18 protein-coding genes are annotated in these 19,287 nt (G+C 34.1%); 4 read left to right on the top strand and 14 right to left on the bottom strand.

Annotated elements, in window-relative coordinates; genetic code table 11:
• Positions 1-80 precede the first annotated feature (80 nt).
• Positions 81-1,634: a BCCT family transporter gene (locus NSQ18_RS07260; protein WP_168412417.1), complete on the bottom strand. Its 1,554-nt coding sequence runs from the start codon at positions 1,632-1,634 to the stop codon at positions 81-83.
• Positions 1,635-1,869: 235 nt separating this feature from the next.
• The gene (locus NSQ18_RS07255) at positions 1,870-2,250 is read right to left on the bottom strand and encodes a DUF4183 domain-containing protein (RefSeq protein ID WP_016838891.1); all 381 of its coding nucleotides are present in this window, start codon (positions 2,248-2,250) and stop codon (positions 1,870-1,872) included.
• A 106-nt stretch (positions 2,251-2,356) separates the two neighbouring features.
• On the opposite strand from NSQ18_RS07255, the gene NSQ18_RS07250 reads away from it, so the two are divergent.
• Positions 2,357-2,704 carry a DUF4183 domain-containing protein gene (locus tag NSQ18_RS07250; RefSeq protein WP_339287544.1) on the top strand — a complete coding sequence of 116 codons (348 nt, stop codon included), beginning with the start codon at positions 2,357-2,359 and terminating at the stop codon, positions 2,702-2,704.
• A gap of 242 nt (positions 2,705-2,946) precedes the next feature.
• On the opposite strand, the gene NSQ18_RS07245 is transcribed toward NSQ18_RS07250, so the two are convergent.
• The 3 genes from NSQ18_RS07245 to NSQ18_RS07235 form a co-directional block, all read right to left on the bottom strand.
• Complete coding sequence (locus NSQ18_RS07245; RefSeq protein WP_016838893.1) at positions 2,947-3,402, bottom strand: DUF2269 family protein; 456 nt, start codon at positions 3,400-3,402, stop codon at positions 2,947-2,949.
• A gap of 311 nt (positions 3,403-3,713) precedes the next feature.
• Positions 3,714-4,115, bottom strand: a complete 402-nt coding sequence (locus tag NSQ18_RS07240; protein WP_016838894.1) for a DUF4064 domain-containing protein — start codon at positions 4,113-4,115, stop codon at positions 3,714-3,716.
• A gap of 92 nt (positions 4,116-4,207) precedes the next feature.
• Positions 4,208-4,792, bottom strand: coding sequence for a TetR/AcrR family transcriptional regulator (locus tag NSQ18_RS07235; protein ID WP_168412419.1), 585 nt, complete (start codon positions 4,790-4,792; stop codon positions 4,208-4,210).
• 533 nt (positions 4,793-5,325) lie between these two features.
• Between NSQ18_RS07235 and NSQ18_RS07230 the strand changes: the two genes are divergently transcribed.
• The 3 genes from NSQ18_RS07230 to NSQ18_RS07220 all read left to right on the top strand — a co-directional run bounded on the left by NSQ18_RS07230 (position 5,326) and on the right by NSQ18_RS07220 (position 8,330).
• A complete protein-coding gene (locus NSQ18_RS07230) occupies positions 5,326-5,718 on the top strand; it encodes a hypothetical protein (RefSeq protein WP_016838897.1) in 393 nt (130 codons plus the stop codon).
• A gap of 248 nt (positions 5,719-5,966) precedes the next feature.
• Positions 5,967-6,875: a sulfurtransferase gene (locus NSQ18_RS07225; RefSeq protein WP_339289619.1), complete on the top strand. Its 909-nt coding sequence runs from the start codon at positions 5,967-5,969 to the stop codon at positions 6,873-6,875.
• Between the two features lie 237 nt (positions 6,876-7,112).
• The gene (locus NSQ18_RS07220; RefSeq protein ID WP_016838899.1) at positions 7,113-8,330 is read left to right on the top strand and encodes a GGDEF domain-containing protein; all 1,218 of its coding nucleotides are present in this window, start codon (positions 7,113-7,115) and stop codon (positions 8,328-8,330) included.
• A 164-nt stretch (positions 8,331-8,494) separates the two neighbouring features.
• On the opposite strand, the gene rlmH is transcribed toward NSQ18_RS07220, so the two are convergent.
• From rlmH to NSQ18_RS07175, 9 genes are all read right to left on the bottom strand, one after another.
• On the bottom strand, positions 8,495-8,974 hold the full coding sequence (rlmH, locus tag NSQ18_RS07215; RefSeq protein WP_016838900.1) for a 23S rRNA (pseudouridine(1915)-N(3))-methyltransferase RlmH: 480 nt from the start codon (positions 8,972-8,974) through the stop codon (positions 8,495-8,497).
• Positions 8,975-9,155: 181 nt separating this feature from the next.
• The gene (locus NSQ18_RS07210; RefSeq protein ID WP_016838901.1) at positions 9,156-9,320 is read right to left on the bottom strand and encodes a CxxH/CxxC protein; all 165 of its coding nucleotides are present in this window, start codon (positions 9,318-9,320) and stop codon (positions 9,156-9,158) included.
• Positions 9,321-9,487: 167 nt separating this feature from the next.
• Positions 9,488-10,750, bottom strand: a complete 1,263-nt coding sequence (locus tag NSQ18_RS07205) for a trypsin-like peptidase domain-containing protein (protein WP_339289546.1) — start codon at positions 10,748-10,750, stop codon at positions 9,488-9,490.
• Positions 10,751-10,946: 196 nt separating this feature from the next.
• Complete coding sequence (locus NSQ18_RS07200; protein WP_016838903.1) at positions 10,947-11,735, bottom strand: MBL fold metallo-hydrolase; 789 nt, start codon at positions 11,733-11,735, stop codon at positions 10,947-10,949.
• 10 nt (positions 11,736-11,745) lie between these two features.
• Positions 11,746-12,594, bottom strand: coding sequence for a two-component system regulatory protein YycI (gene yycI / locus NSQ18_RS07195; protein ID WP_016838904.1), 849 nt, complete (start codon positions 12,592-12,594; stop codon positions 11,746-11,748).
• Positions 12,581-13,906: a two-component system activity regulator YycH gene (yycH, locus tag NSQ18_RS07190; RefSeq protein WP_026019107.1), complete on the bottom strand. Its 1,326-nt coding sequence runs from the start codon at positions 13,904-13,906 to the stop codon at positions 12,581-12,583. The genes yycI and yycH overlap by 14 nt, the downstream gene beginning before the upstream one ends.
• Positions 13,903-15,738, bottom strand: coding sequence for a cell wall metabolism sensor histidine kinase WalK (walK, locus tag NSQ18_RS07185; RefSeq protein WP_016838906.1), 1,836 nt, complete (start codon positions 15,736-15,738; stop codon positions 13,903-13,905). Before walK ends, yycH begins: the two co-directional genes overlap by 4 nt.
• 5 nt (positions 15,739-15,743) lie before the next feature.
• On the bottom strand, positions 15,744-16,457 hold the full coding sequence (gene yycF / locus NSQ18_RS07180) for a response regulator YycF (protein ID WP_016838907.1): 714 nt from the start codon (positions 16,455-16,457) through the stop codon (positions 15,744-15,746).
• A gap of 293 nt (positions 16,458-16,750) precedes the next feature.
• Positions 16,751-18,229, bottom strand: coding sequence for a peptidoglycan DD-metalloendopeptidase family protein (locus NSQ18_RS07175; RefSeq protein WP_339289543.1), 1,479 nt, complete (start codon positions 18,227-18,229; stop codon positions 16,751-16,753).
• Between the last annotated feature and the right edge of the window lie 1,058 nt (positions 18,230-19,287).

The following is a 19,287-nucleotide window of genomic DNA, read 5'->3' as shown; positions in this document are numbered from 1 at the left end:
TTTTTCTGTTTTATACAACTATGAACATCTTCATCTAATCGGATAAAGATTTTTTCAAAATATATTTAAGTCATACATCTCTATTTCTCTTGCTCTTCCTTTTCGATTTGTGCTTGGATATATTTCATTCTGCGAACCTCCTTTTGTGTAATCGGAATTCGCTCTGTTCGTAACATTTTAACTAACGATGCAATCAGCATCAGCACGACGACCGTAAATGGCAACGCGGAAATAAGTGAAGCGGTTTGAAGAGTATTTAAACCATCTGTAAAGAGAAGTACGCTTGCAATGGCTGCCATTAATATACCCCAAACAATTTTTGAAAACATGCTCGGATTTGGTGTCCCGCTTGACGTCATACTCGCCATTATGAAGGTAGCCGAGTCTGCAGACGTAATTAAAAAGATAAAGATGAGTGCAATACCAATTAACGAAGCAATAAACGTTAAGGGCAATTGATCCAACATTTGAAACAACGCAACGGTTAAATCCGTATTAACTGCCCCCGCAATATCGGTTCCTTTATTTAAATCAAAGTATATCGCCGTGCCTCCAAAAGTGGCAATCCAAAAACATGATACAAGCGGTGGCATAATTAATACGCCAACAATAAATTCACGAATTGTTCGTCCTTTTGATACACGTGCAACAAACGATCCAACAAATGGGGACCATGCGATGGCCCATGCCCAATAGAAAATGGTCCAATCTTTTACCCACGTACCGCCCACATATGGCTGCAGTCTTAAACTATATTCAATAAAATGGGTAATATAATCGCTAATTGCTAATACAAATGTTTCTAAGATAAATACAGTAGGCCCTGTTACAAAAACAAAAGCGAGTAACAAAAGTGCTAATCCCATATTTATATTACTCAAAATTTTGATTCCTTTGTGAAGACCCGTTGTACTTGAAGCCATATAACCAATAAACATAATTCCAATAATAATAACTTGAACCCAAATACTCACTGGTACACCAAAAGCCGCATTCAATCCACCATTTGCTTGGAGTGCTCCTAAGCCAATGGAAGTAGCAACTCCCATCACTGTAGCGATAACCGCTAAAATATCAATCGTGTTTTTAACAGCAGGATTGGTTCCTGTAATTGGTTCTAATGCCGTAGACATTAAAAGATTTTTTTTACGATTAAATTGCATAAAAGCCATCACAAGCCCCATCATGGCAAACACTGACCATTGACTGATGCCCCAATGGAAAAATGAATATCCCATCGCAAGTCTTGCCGCTTCTGGCGTTAATGGTTCCACATCTTTAAAGGGTGTTGTAAAGAAATGACTCATTGGTTCTGCCACACCCCAAAATACTAACCCAATACCCAAACCAGCTGAAAATAACATAGCAATCCATGTGAAAAATTTAAACTCTGGCCGTGCATTCTTTCCACCAATTCGAATTCTTCCATATTTTGAAAAAGCTAATCCAATTAAAAATATTGCAATAATCAAAACAGATACTAAATAAAACCATCCGAAAAATTCGGTAGTTAATGAAAAAATGGAACTTGATATGTTTTCAAATGCATTGGGCACAATAATTCCCACCAAGACGCATAACAAAATAAATACACTAGAAATAATAAATACGACATTACTAAAATGCTCTTTCAAAATAAGCCCCTCCCTACAAAAAACCTCCTATCCGATACTTAATAGTTATTACCTAATTTTTTCGTAAAAAAACATTTTCGTTCCGAAGACTCACAAAATTCTCGCTCATTAATAAAAGCCCCTTTTCTCTTAAAATGAATGATGCGAGAAAAGGGGCTTTTATTCTAACTAACAAAGCACCACTTCTAATCTAAAGAGGTGCTTTATTTTCAGATAATCTTCATTATACAACTTCTTAAGTATTAATAGTAGTTTGAGCTGTTGGAGCGAAGTTAGTTACCACAAGAACTACTGGTGAATTTGCAATAATATCTGAATCTTCAGGAACAGTAATGACAAGTGATCCTGTACCAGTTCCACCTGGATTATATGTCACTAAATCTTGCATTACTTGTACACCGTTTACATAAACAATTAAATAACTATTCTCATCTGATAATGCTGGAAGTGTAACACCTGTTGCTCCAGTATCATCCATGAAATCTTCTGCGTTAATTGTTAAAGTAGATGGCCCAGTTACAGGAGTATCTACTACATAAAAAAATTTTTGTACATCTGGATTAGTAAGTACAGTTGTAGCGGCATTAATTGCAAGCTTTAAAATTTCTAATGCCATCCATTTTCCTCCTTGAAGCTAATTTCATTTTATTGTATGGAGAAATTTTTTGTGTACTTGGGCATATTATAGTAGAAACTATTAGTAATTAATTGGAAGGAGCGGAATGATGGAAAATAAAAAGTGTGCTAATAACTTACCTAAGCCATTTTTAAAAATCCCTCATTTACCACCGACAGAGTTTTCCTTTCACCTTCCAAAAAAGGTTGAAGTTTTTGAGTACTATACAAATTCAAACGGAAAATCAAGAATTTATAGAGATCAAGATGGCATTATAAAAGGAAAAAATCAGAAAATCATTGACCCAAGTACCGTCTCCTATATGAATTTATTTATTAATGGTGTGCTACAACCTAAAGAAAATTACGAAGTCCAATGCGGTATGATTAAGTTAAAAACGAAAGACCTGCCACCAAAAGGAGCTCCAATTATTCTTCAAATGTTTAAGTTTTGAAATAGTACATTTCATAAGCATGTCTATCCTAAATTTTTTGAGGCGAAAATTTGGAGATTTAAGGAAGATTTCCGAATATAGCTAAAATCGACGAGTTTGGGAACTTTGGAAAAGGGGCTTCGTGTATACTTTACAATTCCTACTCCACCATAAGGTCGTTTAGTTGAACATACAAGTCCTGTTATAATCAAAACAAAAAACCACAATAAAATTGTGGTTTAGTGATTTAAATGCAAAATCCATTAAAAAGGTTTAAATACCATTAAAACAAGAATCATTACGATTAAAGATTTTTCAACTATATTACTTACAGATATTTTTCTTAACAATTCTGTATATTCTACCGGTATATGTTTACCTTTATTTTCCATTGATATTTTCAACATCGATTTCATTTTAGGTTCGATAAAAATTGAACTATATACCGCTAAAATGACCATTAAAGCAATTGCTAACAGATACCAAGCTGATTGAAATAATGCCCTATTTAAAAAGCCCATTACTAGACCAGAAATAAATAATAATCCGAAACCGATACTAGATAGAGCATTAAGTTTTGCAATCATTTTATGAGTTACTACTAACTCATCGCTATTTTCACATGCCTTTAACATTCGGTAAACAAATAGCGTTGGCCCAATACCCACAATTGCACCTAAAATATGAATTCCTACCATGAAAGTATATAAATGGCTCAATGATTTCACTCCTTCACTTTTTTAATGTATGCCCTTTATATTTACTTCAACTATTTCATTCTCATTACTTCTTTCAAATTCAATCAAATCAAAGGTTCCTTTTATTAAAAATATAATCTTCTTTAATGGGTGTTAGATTTGCTTGAGAGCCAAGAACTTTGACCTAAAGCGTGTTATTATGAATTAGGTCTACTAAAACCATCAAGTTCAATGACTCTGTAGGGAAGCCTCTTTCATTACCATGTACGTTTCGAATGTAACCATCCATTCATTGCTGTACATTTTTAGATTCCAACCTTTCATATAGCATTTTAACTTGTCACATTTTTAATAGGCTTTCTGCTTAATGCTAAAGCACCTGCAAGGATGTAAAACATACCCGGAATAGCACTGAATAAGGAAATAACGGTAATAATAACCGTTACGATAATTAAGCTCCATCCAATAACTTTTGGACTATAGTTTCTCTTAACTAGAAAAATAGCTAAAAGTCCAATTAAAATACCAATTATACCTGGCAAAATAAACATCGTACCCGCTTGACTTAATTGTTCTAGTGTATATGCATTTTCGCTTTCACTCCAACCAGCTTCTAAATATTGTAGAAACCGATCACTTTTCGTGAGGTATAAGAATACTACTCCAGTCCCTACCATAACAATGCTCAACAAAACCCCCAATATGTTTATCCAAATTTCAATTTTACGTCTCATAATAGTAGCCTCCTTAATATTTAAAACAGCTTTATTGGTTTTTGTGAATGAATATTTATAAATTCGTTCATTTTAGGGGATGGAAGAAAATTTCATTCGTTTCCCCCCTTATCAGTTAAGCCTTTCATGATAAATTCCACAAGATACAGCATGATATCTGGAAAATGCTGAATTCCAATATCTTCTTTATGAGAATCAATATAGGCTAAAGAATCGAAAAATGCAGCTAACAGTTCATCACTTATATCATCTCTTATTTTTCCGTCTGCTTTCCACTGTTTTAATAAATCTACGAAAAAATTACGCATAGATTCATTATCTGCTTGTGGATTTTTCTCAAATGCCTTTTCTAATTTATTAAATACATCCCTGTTATACCATTCTTTTAGTATTTTATTGGAATGCATGGCTTCAAACGTTTTGGTCATAAATTCCTTAACAAATGTAACAGGGTCTTTATTTATATCAAGGGATTCTAAAATTTTATTTTTTTCTATTTTATTTTCGTTAATATAGATATCTAGAAACAGTTCCTCTTTTGAAGAATAGTAGTTATAAAAAGTACCCACTCCTATTCCAGCCTTTTTTGTAATATCCGAAATGTTCGTTTCCTTAAACCCTTTCTCTTTAAAAATTTCTTTACCACAATGAAATATTTCCATTTTTTTATCCTTCATAATACTAATTCACCTTCGAATGAATATTTTTATTTTCATTCATCATATCATAAATAATTTGATGAAAGCAATTTATTTAATGTCTCTTTTTTATTTTTAAGAAGGTTATTTTTTATGCGGTTTGACCATCATGGATTTGGTCAACTATGTGAAAGCAGCTTTTGAGCTGAAAGAATTTCTTTAGATCTAATTTCAGTATTTCTGGAATATAAAAATGGAGCTGACTTGTGTGGCTTCATAAAATTTTAGGATATGAATCAACAACCTCATTTACTTATGGATACGGTTTACCTGGGCTTTTTAACTGCGTTTTTTTTTCAATATATGTTTATAATCAACATAAGGTGGTGATATGCATGCTATCCCACAGCGTAAATAAAATATACCTCGATCAATTTGTACTTGGCAGCGCTATTTCTATTGATAGTAAAGCTAATACGGGAACTACGTTTACAATAAAATTTCATTGATAGGGGGTTATCTGTTCCAACCTGTAGAACAGATTCATACACAATCATAGGAGGATTTGAATAATGGAACAAAAATGGAGTATTCGTTTAATTCGCTTTGCGGCGATTTTCGGTTTATTGGGTGTATTTTTAGGATCAAAAATGTCAGGCAGCATGGATTATTCATTGCGCCCTATTCACGCACACATGTTACTTGTTTGCTGGCTATCAGTTTTTGCATGGGGAATCTTCTATAAAGTATACCGTGTAAAATATAAAAAGTTAGTATCAGTACATGCGATTTTATCCATGCTCGGTGCTTTTGGCTTAACGTTTGGTATGTGGATGTACAACTTAAATCCATTTAACCTAAACGACACTTTTGTCATGGTAGTATTTATCATTGGTGGAACGCTTCTATTACTAGCATTTTTACTGTTTGTTTTAGTGACGTTTTTTGTAGAGAGAGAGGATTAATCAAATAGGGAACTAACTAAAAAAGTCTATTAATAAGAGAAGCTGAGTATCTTTTCTTAAAAATGACGATTAAACTTAAAACCACCTAGAACGTTGTCCTACCAGCGTTTTAGGTGGTTTTTTAGGATTGATATCGATAAGCTTTCTCAACATTTTTCGGTTTTATTTGAATAATCAAAATCTTATATTGTTTTTCCAGTCTTTTTTTGATACATTAAAACCAAGTAAATTAATAGGAAAGGTGGATGATGGGTATTATGACAACTGTACCACTTATTGTTGATAGTGCTTGGCTATATGAACGTCTTGATGATCCAAATTTAAGACTGCTAGATGCTACAACATTTTTAAGTATCCCAAACAAAGATGGTGAAACACCTAGCTTATGGTCTGGACAGGACGCATTTAATGAAGAACATATTCCTGGTGCTGTGTTTGCAGATATGTTAAATAACTTTTCAGATCGTAATGCCCCATTTCCAATGACAATTCCAAGCCGTGAGCAATTTGTAGAGGAAATCGAAAAGCTTGGTGTTGGTGAAGACACATACGTTGTAATTTATGATCGTGGAGCACTTGCTAATGCGGATGTAATTGCTTCCTATTGGGCATCACGTTTACGTTGGCAACTAAAATACGAAGGCTTTGATAATGTGGCAATTTTAGATGGTGGGCTTGTAAAATGGAAGCTTGACGGCTATCCAACAACTACAGAAAAAACGAGTTATCCAAGAGGCAAGTTCAACTTTTCACGTCGCCCTAAGCTAGTTGTAAATAAAGAACAAGTACGTGAAGCAATTGACAATGATTCTGTCGTATTAATTAATAGTCTTTCTCCAGCAGATTTTTATGGCGAAACAAACACCTACCCACGTAAAGGTCATATTCCAACAAGCAAAAACGTCTTTTTCGGTAGCCTTTCAAACCCCGAAACACGCCTACTTTGGGACGATGAGAAGCTTACTGAAATCTTTTCAAAGACTGGTGCACTAGATTCAGATAAATCTGTTATTACTTATTGTGGTGGTGGAATAGCTGCTACATGGACTGCTTTAATTTTAAACAAGCTTGGACAAGAAAACGTCGCAATCTATGACGGCTCGATGAACGAATGGGCAGCTGACCCAAGTTGTCCGCTCGTAACGGGTAAAGAATAGTGCAACTAATAACAACTTCAATAAATGCTTAACCCCTCTCAAATATAAAGCATGAGAACTTTAACTCTCATGCTTTTCTTTTTTACATACACTTTAGCATCTAATTTCTTATTCTTTGATAACAATCCTCCAAAGTTAAAGTTTCCGTTTAAATAACCGAAACTAATAATTGTATAGTCTATGAGATTAAACAACTTTAAATATTTGTAGTGCATAATTAAAGGTGGTTCAACATAAGTGAAAATTACTTTTAAGTCTATTTATTCATCTATTATTTATATTTTAATTCTTTTAGGATGTTACTTTTTAATTAAAAACATCCCTTCGTTTACTCCTCCTATACTATTTGTTATTGAATATTCTCCATATGTTATTTTTGGCTTAGGAATCATCTTATGTATTCGTTTTAATCAAGGTAGAGTATTTCTGATTATTTTACTGCTTATTCTTTTTGACTTAATTTTACGCTATTATTCGGAGTTATCTATAACTGTACAAACCTATTCGCAAATACTTTATCCATTGATGTGCTTGCTAATCCCTCTTAATATTGTTATTATTTCGCACTTCAAGGAAAGAGGCATATTCTCTTTATGGGGGAAAATTCGTATCTTATTTATACTTATCGAGCTGTTTGTTATTTATAAAATAGTCATTTCTAATCATCCGACAATACATAAATTATTGAATTACCAATTCGTGAAACTTCCAATAGAGAAGGCATTTATGAATCAGACAGCATTGTTAATATACTTAATCACACTGTTATTTTTCATCATAAAAGCCTATGTGAAAAAAAATGCTTTTGAGGTACGGTTAGCCGGTGTGATGATTTCTATTTTTGCAGCTCTCTTTTTCATTAATGATCAATTATCTTTTTCTATATTTTTAAGTGCGGCAGGCTTCATGCTAATTGTAGGTATTATTCAAGACTCCTACTCTATGGCATATCTTGATGAACTTACGGGCATTCCTTCTCGCCGCGCCCTTAGGGAAAACTTAATGAAACTGGGCAATAGATATGTTATTGCAATGATTGATATTGATTTTTTCAAAAAGTTCAATGATAAATACGGCCATGACGTTGGAGACGATGTTCTAAAATTAGTAGCATCTCAGTTAATAAAGGTGACAGGTGGAGGAAAAGCCTTTCGTTATGGTGGGGAAGAATTCACAATTCTATTCCCAGGTAAAACGATAGAGGATGTAATTCCACATTTAGAAAACTTACGTGAACAGGTGTCGAAAACAGGTTACACTTACACTAGAAAGCCGTCAAAATCTCAAACTTCCAAATCAAAGCGTGGGAATACTACGAGCCAATTATTCGTTACGATCAGTATTGGTGTCTGTGAAAAAAATAGTAAGTTCAAAGATCCCCAAGAGGTTATTAAAGGTGCCGATAAGGCTCTTTATAGAGCTAAGAAAAAAGGCCGAAACTGCGTTAGTAAATAGCAGTTGATGAGCCAAAGAAAAGTGCAAATCGCTATTCGATTTGCACTTTTTTTATCTTTATATTAAGTAATCTTAAATGGTAAATAATATCTTTCACTTCGTCTTTTCACATATTTTTTAATTACCTTTTATTCAGTTCATCATGATTTCTAGTATACACCTAACTATTTATGATACGGTTCTCCCTTCATGATCCTGAAACTTCGGTAGATTTGTTCCAATAAGACAAGCCGCATTAGTTGATGGGGAAAAGTCATGCGGCCGAAACTAAGTTTTTCATTTGCACGATTTAATACCTCTTTATGTAAACCGAGGGATCCGCCTATTACAAACGCGATTTTGCTTGAGCCATAAGTCATCTGTTTCTCTAATCCCTCTGCTAACTCTTCCGATGATTTCATTTTGCCATCAATGGCGAGCGCATAAACGAACGTTCCATCCGGAATTTTTGCTAAAATCCGCTCGCCTTCCTTCTTTTTCACAATCTCCATTTCTGCTTCGCTCAACTGTTCAGGCGCTTTTTCATCCGCTACCTCAATTAAATCGACTTTCGCGTAACTCGAAAGGCGCTTTACATATTCATCAATGCCCATTTTTAAATACTTTTCTTTTAACTTACCAACTGAAATAATCGAGATATTCATATTTTCCACCTAACTCTGTCTTAAATTTGTCCACACTAATCGTCAGTCCTGCATAAATTTATTCAACTAATCATAAATTTTAGAAATTCACAAGCAATCCACATCTATAAACTATTTATAAACAAGTTATCCACAAAAGTTTTACACATATCCACAATCACAATCAATATTTTGTGTAAAGCTATTTTCTTGATACAATATATTCTGCTTCTTTTTCGCAGTACTCGCACTTTGTGGATAGATCTTTATCCTCGTCCACTTTCTCTAAAACCGGATATTCTTTTGTTTCAGCGACAATGACATCTAAAGCATGATTTACGTGCATTTCACAGCAAAATTTTTTCATGCCCAACTCTCTCCTTCTGAACTATATTTTCCACAAGATATTCACATTTTTCTTATTTTATCCACAAAACATTTTAACAAACAAAAAAAGAGTAGGAAATAAAAGACTTTCTTTTCCCTACTCTTTTGTGGAAAAATCATGTTGATAACTTTCATTTATCCACAATATTATAACTGACTGCCCTCAGTTAATTTTAATTGCAACTCTATCATTTTTCCTGCGCGATATACTTTCATCTTCAATGTGTCACCAATTTCCGTTTCGTTATATAAATGTTGACGTAAGTCGATGGAGTTTTCAATTTTTTGCCCATCCATTTCTACAATGACATCATATTGTTCTACACCTGCACGGTCAGCAGGAGAACCTGGCACCACTTCTGTCACCACAACACCCGTTGTGACTTCTTCAGGCAATTTTAATGTTTGTTTTTGATAGAATGCTGGTACGTCCGTTAAATCTAATAAACCAATTCCCATCGTCGGTCTTTTTACTTCACCATGTTGCTCAAGTTCTTCAATGATTGGAATCACCGTGTTAATCGGGATTGAGAAACCTAATCCTTCCACCGTTGACTCTGCAATTTTCATTGAGTTAATTCCAACTAATTCACCAGCAATGTTCACTAATGCGCCTCCACTATTTCCCGGGTTGATGGCTGCATCTGTTTGCAATACTTCTGTTTCCCAGTCGACATAACCATCACCATTCAAATCGACAGGTACGGAACGCTCTTTTCCTGAAATGACTCCTGTTGTAACCGAACCGTAAAAGTCTAATCCTAGAGGGTTACCAATGGCAATGACTGTCTCTCCTTGTTTTAACACATCGGAATCGCCAAACTCTGCAACGGCTTCAACATTTTTGCTTGGAATGGAGACAACCGCTAAGTCTGTCCAAATATCGCTACCAATCAGTTCTGCATTTTCTTTCGTTCCATCAGCCAAAGTTACTTCTAATTGTTTGGCATTTTCGACAACGTGATAATTCGTGACAATATAGGCTTTATTTCCAACAACTTTATAGATCACCCCTGAACCGCTACCAGCTTCAGTCTCTCTAGATTGACGCGTCCAGAAGTCCGACACTTCTTGAATGTTTGTAATCCCTACGACCGCTTTCGATACTTTTTCCACTGCCTTTGTAACATCTGTTGTCACTTCTGTAGCCGTTTGCGTAATTGTTGGAGTGTGATGAGTTGTACTACTTGGCAATCGGTCTACCATAGAGGGAAGCAACAACCAAACTAATAATGCTCCTACAATGACTCCCACAAATCCGCTAAAAAAATAGCCTAAAACCCCTTGTCTTTTTTTATTTTGCCGTTTCTTATATTCCTCTTCTTCTCGTCTTAATTGTTCTTGTAAAGGAGAGTATGAAAAATCCTTATCTGATTCATTCCGATGATCATCATTTTGATAAAAACTCATGACCCTTCTCCTTTCTTTCTTTCATCGTCATTTATGATACATGCCAAACATTAAAATTACATTAAAATGCAATAAAACCAAATTAAAAATTCATAATTCCAGTATGAACGTCGTATTCAATTTTTAACAATATTTGCATTTTATTTAATTAAAAAAGAACTCTGTATAACATACAAAGTTCTCATTAAATCCAATTTTACACCGTCACAAGTACTGTTGGTTCTTCTGCATCGGTATCATGTAAATGCAAAAATTCCCCTTCTTTAATGCCATAGGACTCTAATATTTGCTTTACTGTCATGCGAGCAAGTTCTTTCATGTTGTTTTCCTTGCTTAAATGAGATAAATAAACATGGGTAGGTTTTGCTTCAACCACTTCGCTGATGGCTACAGCAGCATCTTCATTGGAGACATGTCCAACATCGCTTAATATGCGACGTTTAATAGACCAAGGATATTTCCCCATTTGAAGCATATTAATATCATGATTGCTTTCAAATACGAATGCATCTGCACCGCGTATAATTCCTTTCATTCGATCACTCACATACCCTGTGTCCGTGATGATTACTAATTTCCGTCCATTCTCATGAAATACGTAAAACATCGGATCAACCGCATCATGCGATACAGCAAAGGATTCAATATCTAAAGAACCAAAGGATTGTACCGACTCCATGTTAAACAAAAAGCGCTGCTCAAGTGGAATATTGCCAACATGCTCTTCCATCGCTCTCCAAGTTTTCTCGTTTGCATAAATCGGCAGCTTATATTTTCTTGCGACTACACCAAGGCCTTTAATATGGTCACTATGTTCATGTGTCACTAAAATCCCTGATAAATTTTTCATGTCGCGACCAATTTTTGCAAAGAGCTGCTCCATCTTTTTTCCGCTCAAGCCTACATCCACTAAAAAGGCATGTTCATCCGTTTCGACATAAATGGCATTGCCTGTACTGCCGCTAGCTAAAACACTAAATCGCATTTCGTACACCCTATTCTTCTTCTAATTCTCTTAACAGTTCTAATTCATCTGTTTCATCTTCATCAACTGTTAAATCTGACTGAACATCAATGATTTTACCTTCTACAGCATTCACGAAAAATTCTTCTTCTGTTCCATCTGCATCCTTAACGCTTACTTTCCAAGTAGGAACGAATACTTGCGTTTGCGTTAGCTGAACAAGAGTTGAATACCCTAGTTTTATTTCTGTAATATGAGATCTTGGTTTCAATAAGTCTCTGGAATATAATATTTGAATAATTTGATATGGTGGGAGAAGGCTTTCTTCTTCTTCAAATTTTTCAAAATCATTCAGCATTGTTTGCTCATATCTCGTTACTTCTAAATCTTCATTCCAATAAATTGTAACGATACCATGAATGTTATAGTAAATTGTTTTATCTTCAAATTTTTGAAAGAAAATAGCTGTTCGTTCATCTTCATTAATTTTCCATACTACATATGATGAGCCATTGTATACGTTATTTCGAACAAACTCGTTAAATGATGATTTTTCTTTTACATTTCGAAGTTTCACTGGTTCATCTAGTGTAACGATGAGTTTATTGTTATTTTCGATTGTCATTTGTTGATAGTTTTTCAGTTGCAAATTTTCTGCGCTAAAATCCTGGACTTTTGCCGAAATATATGGAGCAGATTCTATATTTGGCAGTAGATTAAAGGTAATTTGATCGTCTTTTAACCTGGACTCAATCGTTTTTCCACCGGACACTTTCACTTGTTGAGCTTCAATATGGCGATTTAAATAGAGAGAGAAAAGGAAGACATCTAAAATTAAAAACACAATAATGAATATGGTTTTTGATCTACTCCAGTCCACTATTTCCCCCTCCTAGTACATCCGGTGTAATGCGAATCCAGCTTCCTTGACTGACTGCAAACCAACTCGGTTCTAGTGTAAATAAAAGATTATTGTCATTTTGTTTTAAATAATATCCAAGAATGATATCATCCACTTCATTTAACTCAAGTTGCTTTCTCTTCTCAATGAATTCAATAACCTCAAGACCTGAAGATAGTTTTCTTTCAAATTTTTCAGAGTTTATATCTAAATCCAGTAAAAAATAAGGTCTCTTATAGCGGAATATTTGATTTTCTCCCCAAGTCGTAGTAATTCTTGTTGTCGTATCTGTACTAACAACAGGCAATCCTTGTTTATACAATTGGTATTCGATAATGTGCTTTTGCTCATTTACAGAGATCAAACGATAATCCCCAGTAAAGCCCCCATGTTCATTCACAAATTCAAAGCTATCTAAAAGTAAACGGGATGGAGGTAATTCAACGATACTTTCTGTAGACGGATTTACATAATTCAAATAACGATATTTTACATCTACTGTCATTAACGTCATACCGTCTGTATACTTTAAGGAATCTTGATTTTCAACATTTTTACGGACAATAGTTGAATCATAAAACAATATATCTCTAAATGTATCTGGATGAATTTCATCAATATAGTAAGTGTATTGAACTAATTTGACTTCTTCAGCTGGTACGTATAAAGACAGGGCATTTGGACGCTCTATTTCTTTATAAAAGGCCAATCCTTCCAATGCTTGTAAAACCGTTGACTGAAAATAATCTTCACTCATTTTTACTTCAGTACTATAAATATTGCGATGGGATTCACTTAAAAAATAAAGAGTTACCGCATTATTCGTGGTAACCTTGCTCCAATCAATTACAAGGCGATTGAAGCTGATTTCTGGCAAGTCATCTTGTGTTAATGGAACAATCGAGTGAAATACCCTGATTGGCACTTCTCCAGAAAAAAACAACGTCATCCGATTGTTTGCTCGTAAAAAATCATTCATTTTATCATTCGAAAAATTACTTTGAACATAAGTAAGAGCCGAACCTTTCCAATTCACCATGATTTCCATCAAATCGTTAATTGCTCCAGAACCGATCGTACCTTTCCATTCATCTTGCTCTCTTACTAAAATGCGATAAGGTTTTATGATTTCCTGGAATTTTTTTTGTTTACCCACAACTAATTGATCAACTTGTGTTTCTTCAATCACTTGAAGATTTGGTGTATATGTCCAAATTGAAAAGGTTAGGACGATACTTAAAAGGACTAGGAAAAGAAGAATTATGGATTTGATATGTTCGATATACTTCATTCCCAATCACCAGCCCCATCTATTTCGTACGGTAACGTAAAGAAGATTGTCGTTCCTACACCTTCTTCACTTTCTGCCCAAATTGTACCATTGTGAGCTTTAATCATTTCCTTCGCAATGGCAAGACCTAAACCAGTTCCCCCCATGGCGCGAGAACGTGCTTTGTCTACGCGATAAAACCGATCAAAGATCTTTCCAAGATTCTCTTTTGGTATACCCATTCCATCGTCGGAAATCATTACTTTTAACATATTTCCTTGAACGGTAAAACCAAATCGAATGTTGCCTCCATCAGGGGAATATTTTATTGCGTTAGAAATAATGTTATCGATTACTTGAGTCAATTTATCTGTATCAATTTCCACAAAATATGGTGTCTCCGGAATATAGCGAATGAATTTAACGTTTTGTGATTTTGACATTTCAAACCGATCAATAATTCGATGGAAGAAACTATTAAATTCAACAACTTCTTTATTCAATTTATAATCCCTACTATCCATTTTGGATAAATTCAATAAATCATTCACAAGGCGAATCATTCGCTCTGTTTCCGTTTGTGCTACATTGAGAAAATGCGGAGCGATATTTTCATCTCTCCACGCACCATCTGCAAGAGCCTCTAAATAGCTTCTCATCGTTGTTAAAGGCGTCCGTAATTCGTGAGATACATTCGCTACGAATTCACGGCGTTCCATTTCAATTTTTTCTTGTTCCGTAATGTCGTGTAATACAGTGATTAAACCGTTGACAAATCCCGTTTCCTTTTGGATGACAGAAAAATTTGCACGCAAAATGAAAGGAGCTTCTTCTGTACTAAAATTCAAATTTAGCGGCTCTTTCATATGAATTAAATCTTCAAAGCTGTAGTTTTCTTCAATTCCTAGGACAGAAGCAATTGGTCGGTTTAACGTTTCTTCCCTTGTCACATTTAACAAACTTAATGCAGGATCGTTAATTAAGATGATTTTCCCTTTGCGATCTGTTGCAATAACACCGTCTGTCATATTTGCTAAAACTGATGCTAATTTTCTACGCTCTGCTTCTGTTGAAGATTGCGCTTCTTGCAATCGATTCGTTAAATGGTTAAAAGCAATTGCTAATTGACCAATTTCATCGTTACCGTACACTCTTACTTTTCTTGAAAAGTTTCCTCTTGACATTGCTTGAGCCTGCTTGCGCATATCCATAATAGGTCTAGTGATTGTTCGAGCTATAAGTATTCCTAATACGACTGTGATGACTAAGGAAATTGCTGTACCAACAGCAAAAATACGATTAATATCGTCCATTTGATCGTATACTTTTTCAATATTGGACTCTATATAAATTGCTCCGATTACTTCACTATTTGGACCAACCATACTTAAAATTGGCGTTGCAATGACCCAAACTCTCGTATTCGTTTCCGCATCAAGTGCAATTTCTTCTTGATACGTTTCAGAAGAAATTACTTTTTTTACAATATCATCATTCGAACGCTGTCCAATAATGGATTGATTTTCTGAGTCGGAAGTTGCTAATACTCTATTACGGTTATCAATAACCCGAATCTCATTTATATCACCTGTAGCAAACTCCCGTAATGCAATGACCAAACTTTGCTCTAAAGTCGGTGTAGTTTCATCTCGTTCTTTCATCAATTCTTCACGAATACTGTATTGAATCAAATCGATTCTTTGAAGAATGGAATCTTCGAAGTTGGATTTTAAACTATCTTCCAACTTATTAGAAAAGTAAATCCCAATGATTTGTAATGCAATAATAATAAGCAGCAGGTAAATTAATACGAGTTTTACATGGATTGAACGAAAAAAGCTAACTTTCTGCATTCATTCTACTCCTGTTCAGGATTTCGCAAATAATATCCGACCCCTCGGCGAGTAACAATCCAAGATGGGTGGCTTGGGTTATCTTCAATCTTTTCACGAAGACGACGAATGGTTACATCCACTGTTCGTACATCTCCGAAATAATCATATCCCCAAACGGTTTGCAATAAATGCTCCCGCGTCATCACTTGTCCAATATGTTTTGCTAAGTAATGTAGCAATTCAAATTCTCGATGAGTCAATTCTATCGTTTCCCCACGTTTTTGAACGATATAAGCATCTGGCTGAATAATTAAGGAACCAACCGTAATGTGATTCGATTCCTCTTTCGTTTCTTCAGATTGTGTAGAAGCTTTTAATCGTCTCATATTCGCTTTTACACGAGCAATTAATTCCCTTGTACTAAAAGGTTTCGTCACATAATCATCGGCACCCATTTCCAGACCCAATACTTTATCAATTTCGGAGCCTTTTGCTGTTAGCATAATAATAGGGAAATCATATTTTTTTCTAACTTCACGACAAACTTCCATACCATCTCTTTTAGGAAGCATGATATCAAGCAACATTAAATCCGGTTGTTGTTCTTCTATTATTTTCAACGCTTCTTCTCCATCGTAAGCGCAAATAACTTTATATCCTTCTTTTACTAAGTTAAATTGCAAAATATCTGCAATCGGCTTTTCATCATCAACTACTAAAATTGTTTTACCGTCCATGTTCATATTCCTCCTTAATATGAAATAAATCTATCTCAATGCATCTATTCTTCTATTGATGTATAGCTATAATTAAATCTATCACGGTTTTTGCTTTCATGCATTTCAAAACCATTATAACAAAAATCAAATGTCCTATTGTTGTTATTTTTGAGCATATACTATTAGGGAATTTTATGGTCATTATTTTCCGGGAAATATTTCGACAAATTTCTCATTGATGGAAATTTCCCAAGATGTAATAAAAAGAAAAGAGGTAATGACATGTAATGATGCCACTACCTCAATCGAAATTAATCTAATACTGCTAATGGATTAATCAGTGATCCATTATTGCTTACTTCAAAATGCAAGTGTATTCCTGTTGAATTTCCAGTCGTTCCCATTTTACCAATAACAGAACCTTGAGGCACTACTTGTCCAACGGAAACATATATTTCTGACAAATGGGCATATAGAGTAGTATATCCATTATTGTGATTGATGACTATTTTATTTCCGTAAGACCCATCCCATCCAGCAAAAGTTACAACGCCATTGTCACTTGCTTTAATGCTGTAATTCGATGGACGAGCAATATCAATTCCTCGATGGTAGCTGCCCCAACGAGACCCCATATGACTTGATATATATCCACCGCTTGTCGGCCAAATAAATTCACCCGTACCACGTGATGAAATTACCTTTGTTCCCACTTTTTCAATATGTTTCGTAGGTTCTACTAACACTTTTTCTTCGGTAATCGTTTTCTTCACGATATTCCCGTTTACTTCTGTAATTAAGTAAGATACTTCTTTTTCTCCTGGACTACCTTCTTGTATAATTTGTTTTTCCCCTTTATACATTGAAGCGTCTTCTTCAATTACTTTTTCATAATCAATTTTTTCTTTATTCACTTTTTCGTATATCACTTGTACGTTAATTAAAGGCTTTTCTACTGTAACGTTTATTTCTTTTCCAATTGGTAATAATGTATCAATCGTTATATCAGGATTAAGTTCCAATAACTCTTTCGTTGTTAAACCATGATTTTTAGCGATTTTTCCAAGGACATCGCCTTTTTTCACAACATATACTTGCTTTTCAATCAATCCAGTTTTAATATATTGTACCGCTTCATCAGGTGTAAGAATTTTGGCAGGGCTTACTTTTGTTTCTTCACCTGAAACATCTTCTGAAAGAAAAACATCGATGATTCTTGATTGATTTGCCTCTAATTTCGGCAATTGTTTATTTGAGCTTTTTGATTGTTCAAGCTCTTTTAGTTTTTCTTCCGGAACATATTGAAGCTTTAGTTTTTTAATAGTTTCTTCGTAGTCTTTTTTATTTTTTAAATAAAGGATTGGTTCTCCATCAACTTGTAAAGCAAATGCATCTGTTTGTGGTTCTAATTGTTCACTTAATGTTTTTAAAGTTTCTGAATCATTGGTTTTATAAGAAAATACTTGTTCTGGAACAATCGTTACTAAAGAATCTGCATCTATTTCATAATCCTTATATAGCAAACTTACTTCTTTTTCTTTATCTTCAATAATTTTTCTCACTTTGTTCTCATCTGAAACTGAACCGATATATTCGTCTTCTAAATAAACATGGTAAATTTTGTCGATAGATTCTATATTCCCTTCATTAGCAAAAGCTAAGTTAAAGGAAACAGTCAAAAGCAACACTGCAGCAAACAAAACTTTTTTTAGAATGCCATATTTATTATTTTGATTTAGAAGACTTAGATTATGACTACCGTCTCGACCAGTATTCCATTTCGTATTCATAAACAAGCCCCTTCCAAAATCGTCCGCAAATAGGATGCTTTTTCATACTCACACCTACTTACTGTATCATAATGTGTATTTTGAATGAACATTTTAAAATTTTTGTAATGAAAATGTATTATTTAAGCAATTTTTGTTACAAAATATATAATGATGGAGAATGATGAAAATTTTTATATATTATGATCAAATTTTGACGAATTTATTCATCATTCTCTTATTTTGTGCAACTATAAAATAAGAAATGAATAGTTAATCTTATATGATAGTCTCACATACTCTACTGGAATTCTTATTGAAAGAGGAAGGCGCTTAGAGAAATATTAAAAAGTCACCATTTTCCTTTTGATGAAAAATGGTGACTTTTATTTTTCGCTTTCGCACAGAACAAACATAGTTAAAATATTAACTTCTTTGATTGAGATTTTACTGATGAGATAGTATTATTTACTCCCATATATCATTCACTATGTTTGTTTGTTGCTGTCGCTTTGCTTTCGCACAGAACAAATGTAGTTAGAATATCGTTTCTAAATAAACTATGTTTTTATTGTTGAATATCCTTATTCCCAAACATCATTCACTACATTTGTTTGTTGCTGTCGCTTTGCTTTCGCACAGAACAAACATAGTTAAAATATTAATTTCTTTGATTGAGGTTTTACTGATGAGATAGTATTATTTACTCCCATATATCATTCACTATGTTTGTTTGTTGCTGTCGCTTTGCTTTCGCACAGAACAAACATAGTTAAAATATTAATTTCTTTGATTGAGGTTTTACTGATGAGATAGTATTATTTACTCCCATATATCATTCACTATGTTTGTTTGTTGCTGTCGCTTCGCTTTCGCACAGAACAAATGTAGTTAGAATATCGTTTCTAAATAATCTATGTTTTTATTGTTCAATATCCTTATTCCCAAACATCATTCACTACATTTGTTTGTTGCTGTCGCTTCGCTTTCGCACAGAACAAATGTAGTTAGAATATCGTTTCTAAATAATCTATGTTTTTATTGTTGAATATCCTTATTCCCAAACATCATTTACTACA

The organism is Ureibacillus sp. FSL K6-0786, from assembly GCF_037965165.1.
Lineage (GTDB): Bacteria > Bacillota > Bacilli > Bacillales_A > Planococcaceae > Ureibacillus > Ureibacillus thermosphaericus.
Note: the sequence above shows the minus strand (reverse complement) of the source record. Positions and strands in the feature narration are given on the sequence as shown.

What these genes read in the sequence shown, in the direction of transcription:
- NSQ18_RS07255 (WP_016838891.1), bottom strand. Translation starts at nt 2,250, where the DNA reads ATGGCATTAGAAATTTTAAAGCTTGCAATTAATGCCGCTACAACTGTA.
- NSQ18_RS07250 (WP_339287544.1), top strand. Translation starts at nt 2,357, where the DNA reads ATGATGGAAAATAAAAAGTGTGCTAATAACTTACCTAAGCCATTTTTA.
- NSQ18_RS07240 (WP_016838894.1), bottom strand. Translation starts at nt 4,115, where the DNA reads ATGAGACGTAAAATTGAAATTTGGATAAACATATTGGGGGTTTTGTTG.
- NSQ18_RS07235 (WP_168412419.1), bottom strand. Translation starts at nt 4,792, where the DNA reads ATGAAGGATAAAAAAATGGAAATATTTCATTGTGGTAAAGAAATTTTT.
- NSQ18_RS07230 (WP_016838897.1), top strand. Translation starts at nt 5,326, where the DNA reads ATGGAACAAAAATGGAGTATTCGTTTAATTCGCTTTGCGGCGATTTTC.
- NSQ18_RS07225 (WP_339289619.1), top strand. Translation starts at nt 5,967, where the DNA reads ATGGGTATTATGACAACTGTACCACTTATTGTTGATAGTGCTTGGCTA.
- rlmH (WP_016838900.1), bottom strand. Translation starts at nt 8,974, where the DNA reads ATGAATATCTCGATTATTTCAGTTGGTAAGTTAAAAGAAAAGTATTTA.
- NSQ18_RS07210 (WP_016838901.1), bottom strand. Translation starts at nt 9,320, where the DNA reads ATGAAAAAATTTTGCTGTGAAATGCACGTAAATCATGCTTTAGATGTC.
- NSQ18_RS07205 (WP_339289546.1), bottom strand. Translation starts at nt 10,750, where the DNA reads ATGAGTTTTTATCAAAATGATGATCATCGGAATGAATCAGATAAGGAT.
- NSQ18_RS07200 (WP_016838903.1), bottom strand. Translation starts at nt 11,735, where the DNA reads ATGCGATTTAGTGTTTTAGCTAGCGGCAGTACAGGCAATGCCATTTAT.
- yycH (WP_026019107.1), bottom strand. Translation starts at nt 13,906, where the DNA reads ATGAAGTATATCGAACATATCAAATCCATAATTCTTCTTTTCCTAGTC.
- walK (WP_016838906.1), bottom strand. Translation starts at nt 15,738, where the DNA reads ATGCAGAAAGTTAGCTTTTTTCGTTCAATCCATGTAAAACTCGTATTA.
- yycF (WP_016838907.1), bottom strand. Translation starts at nt 16,457, where the DNA reads ATGGACGGTAAAACAATTTTAGTAGTTGATGATGAAAAGCCGATTGCA.
- NSQ18_RS07175 (WP_339289543.1), bottom strand. Translation starts at nt 18,229, where the DNA reads ATGAATACGAAATGGAATACTGGTCGAGACGGTAGTCATAATCTAAGT.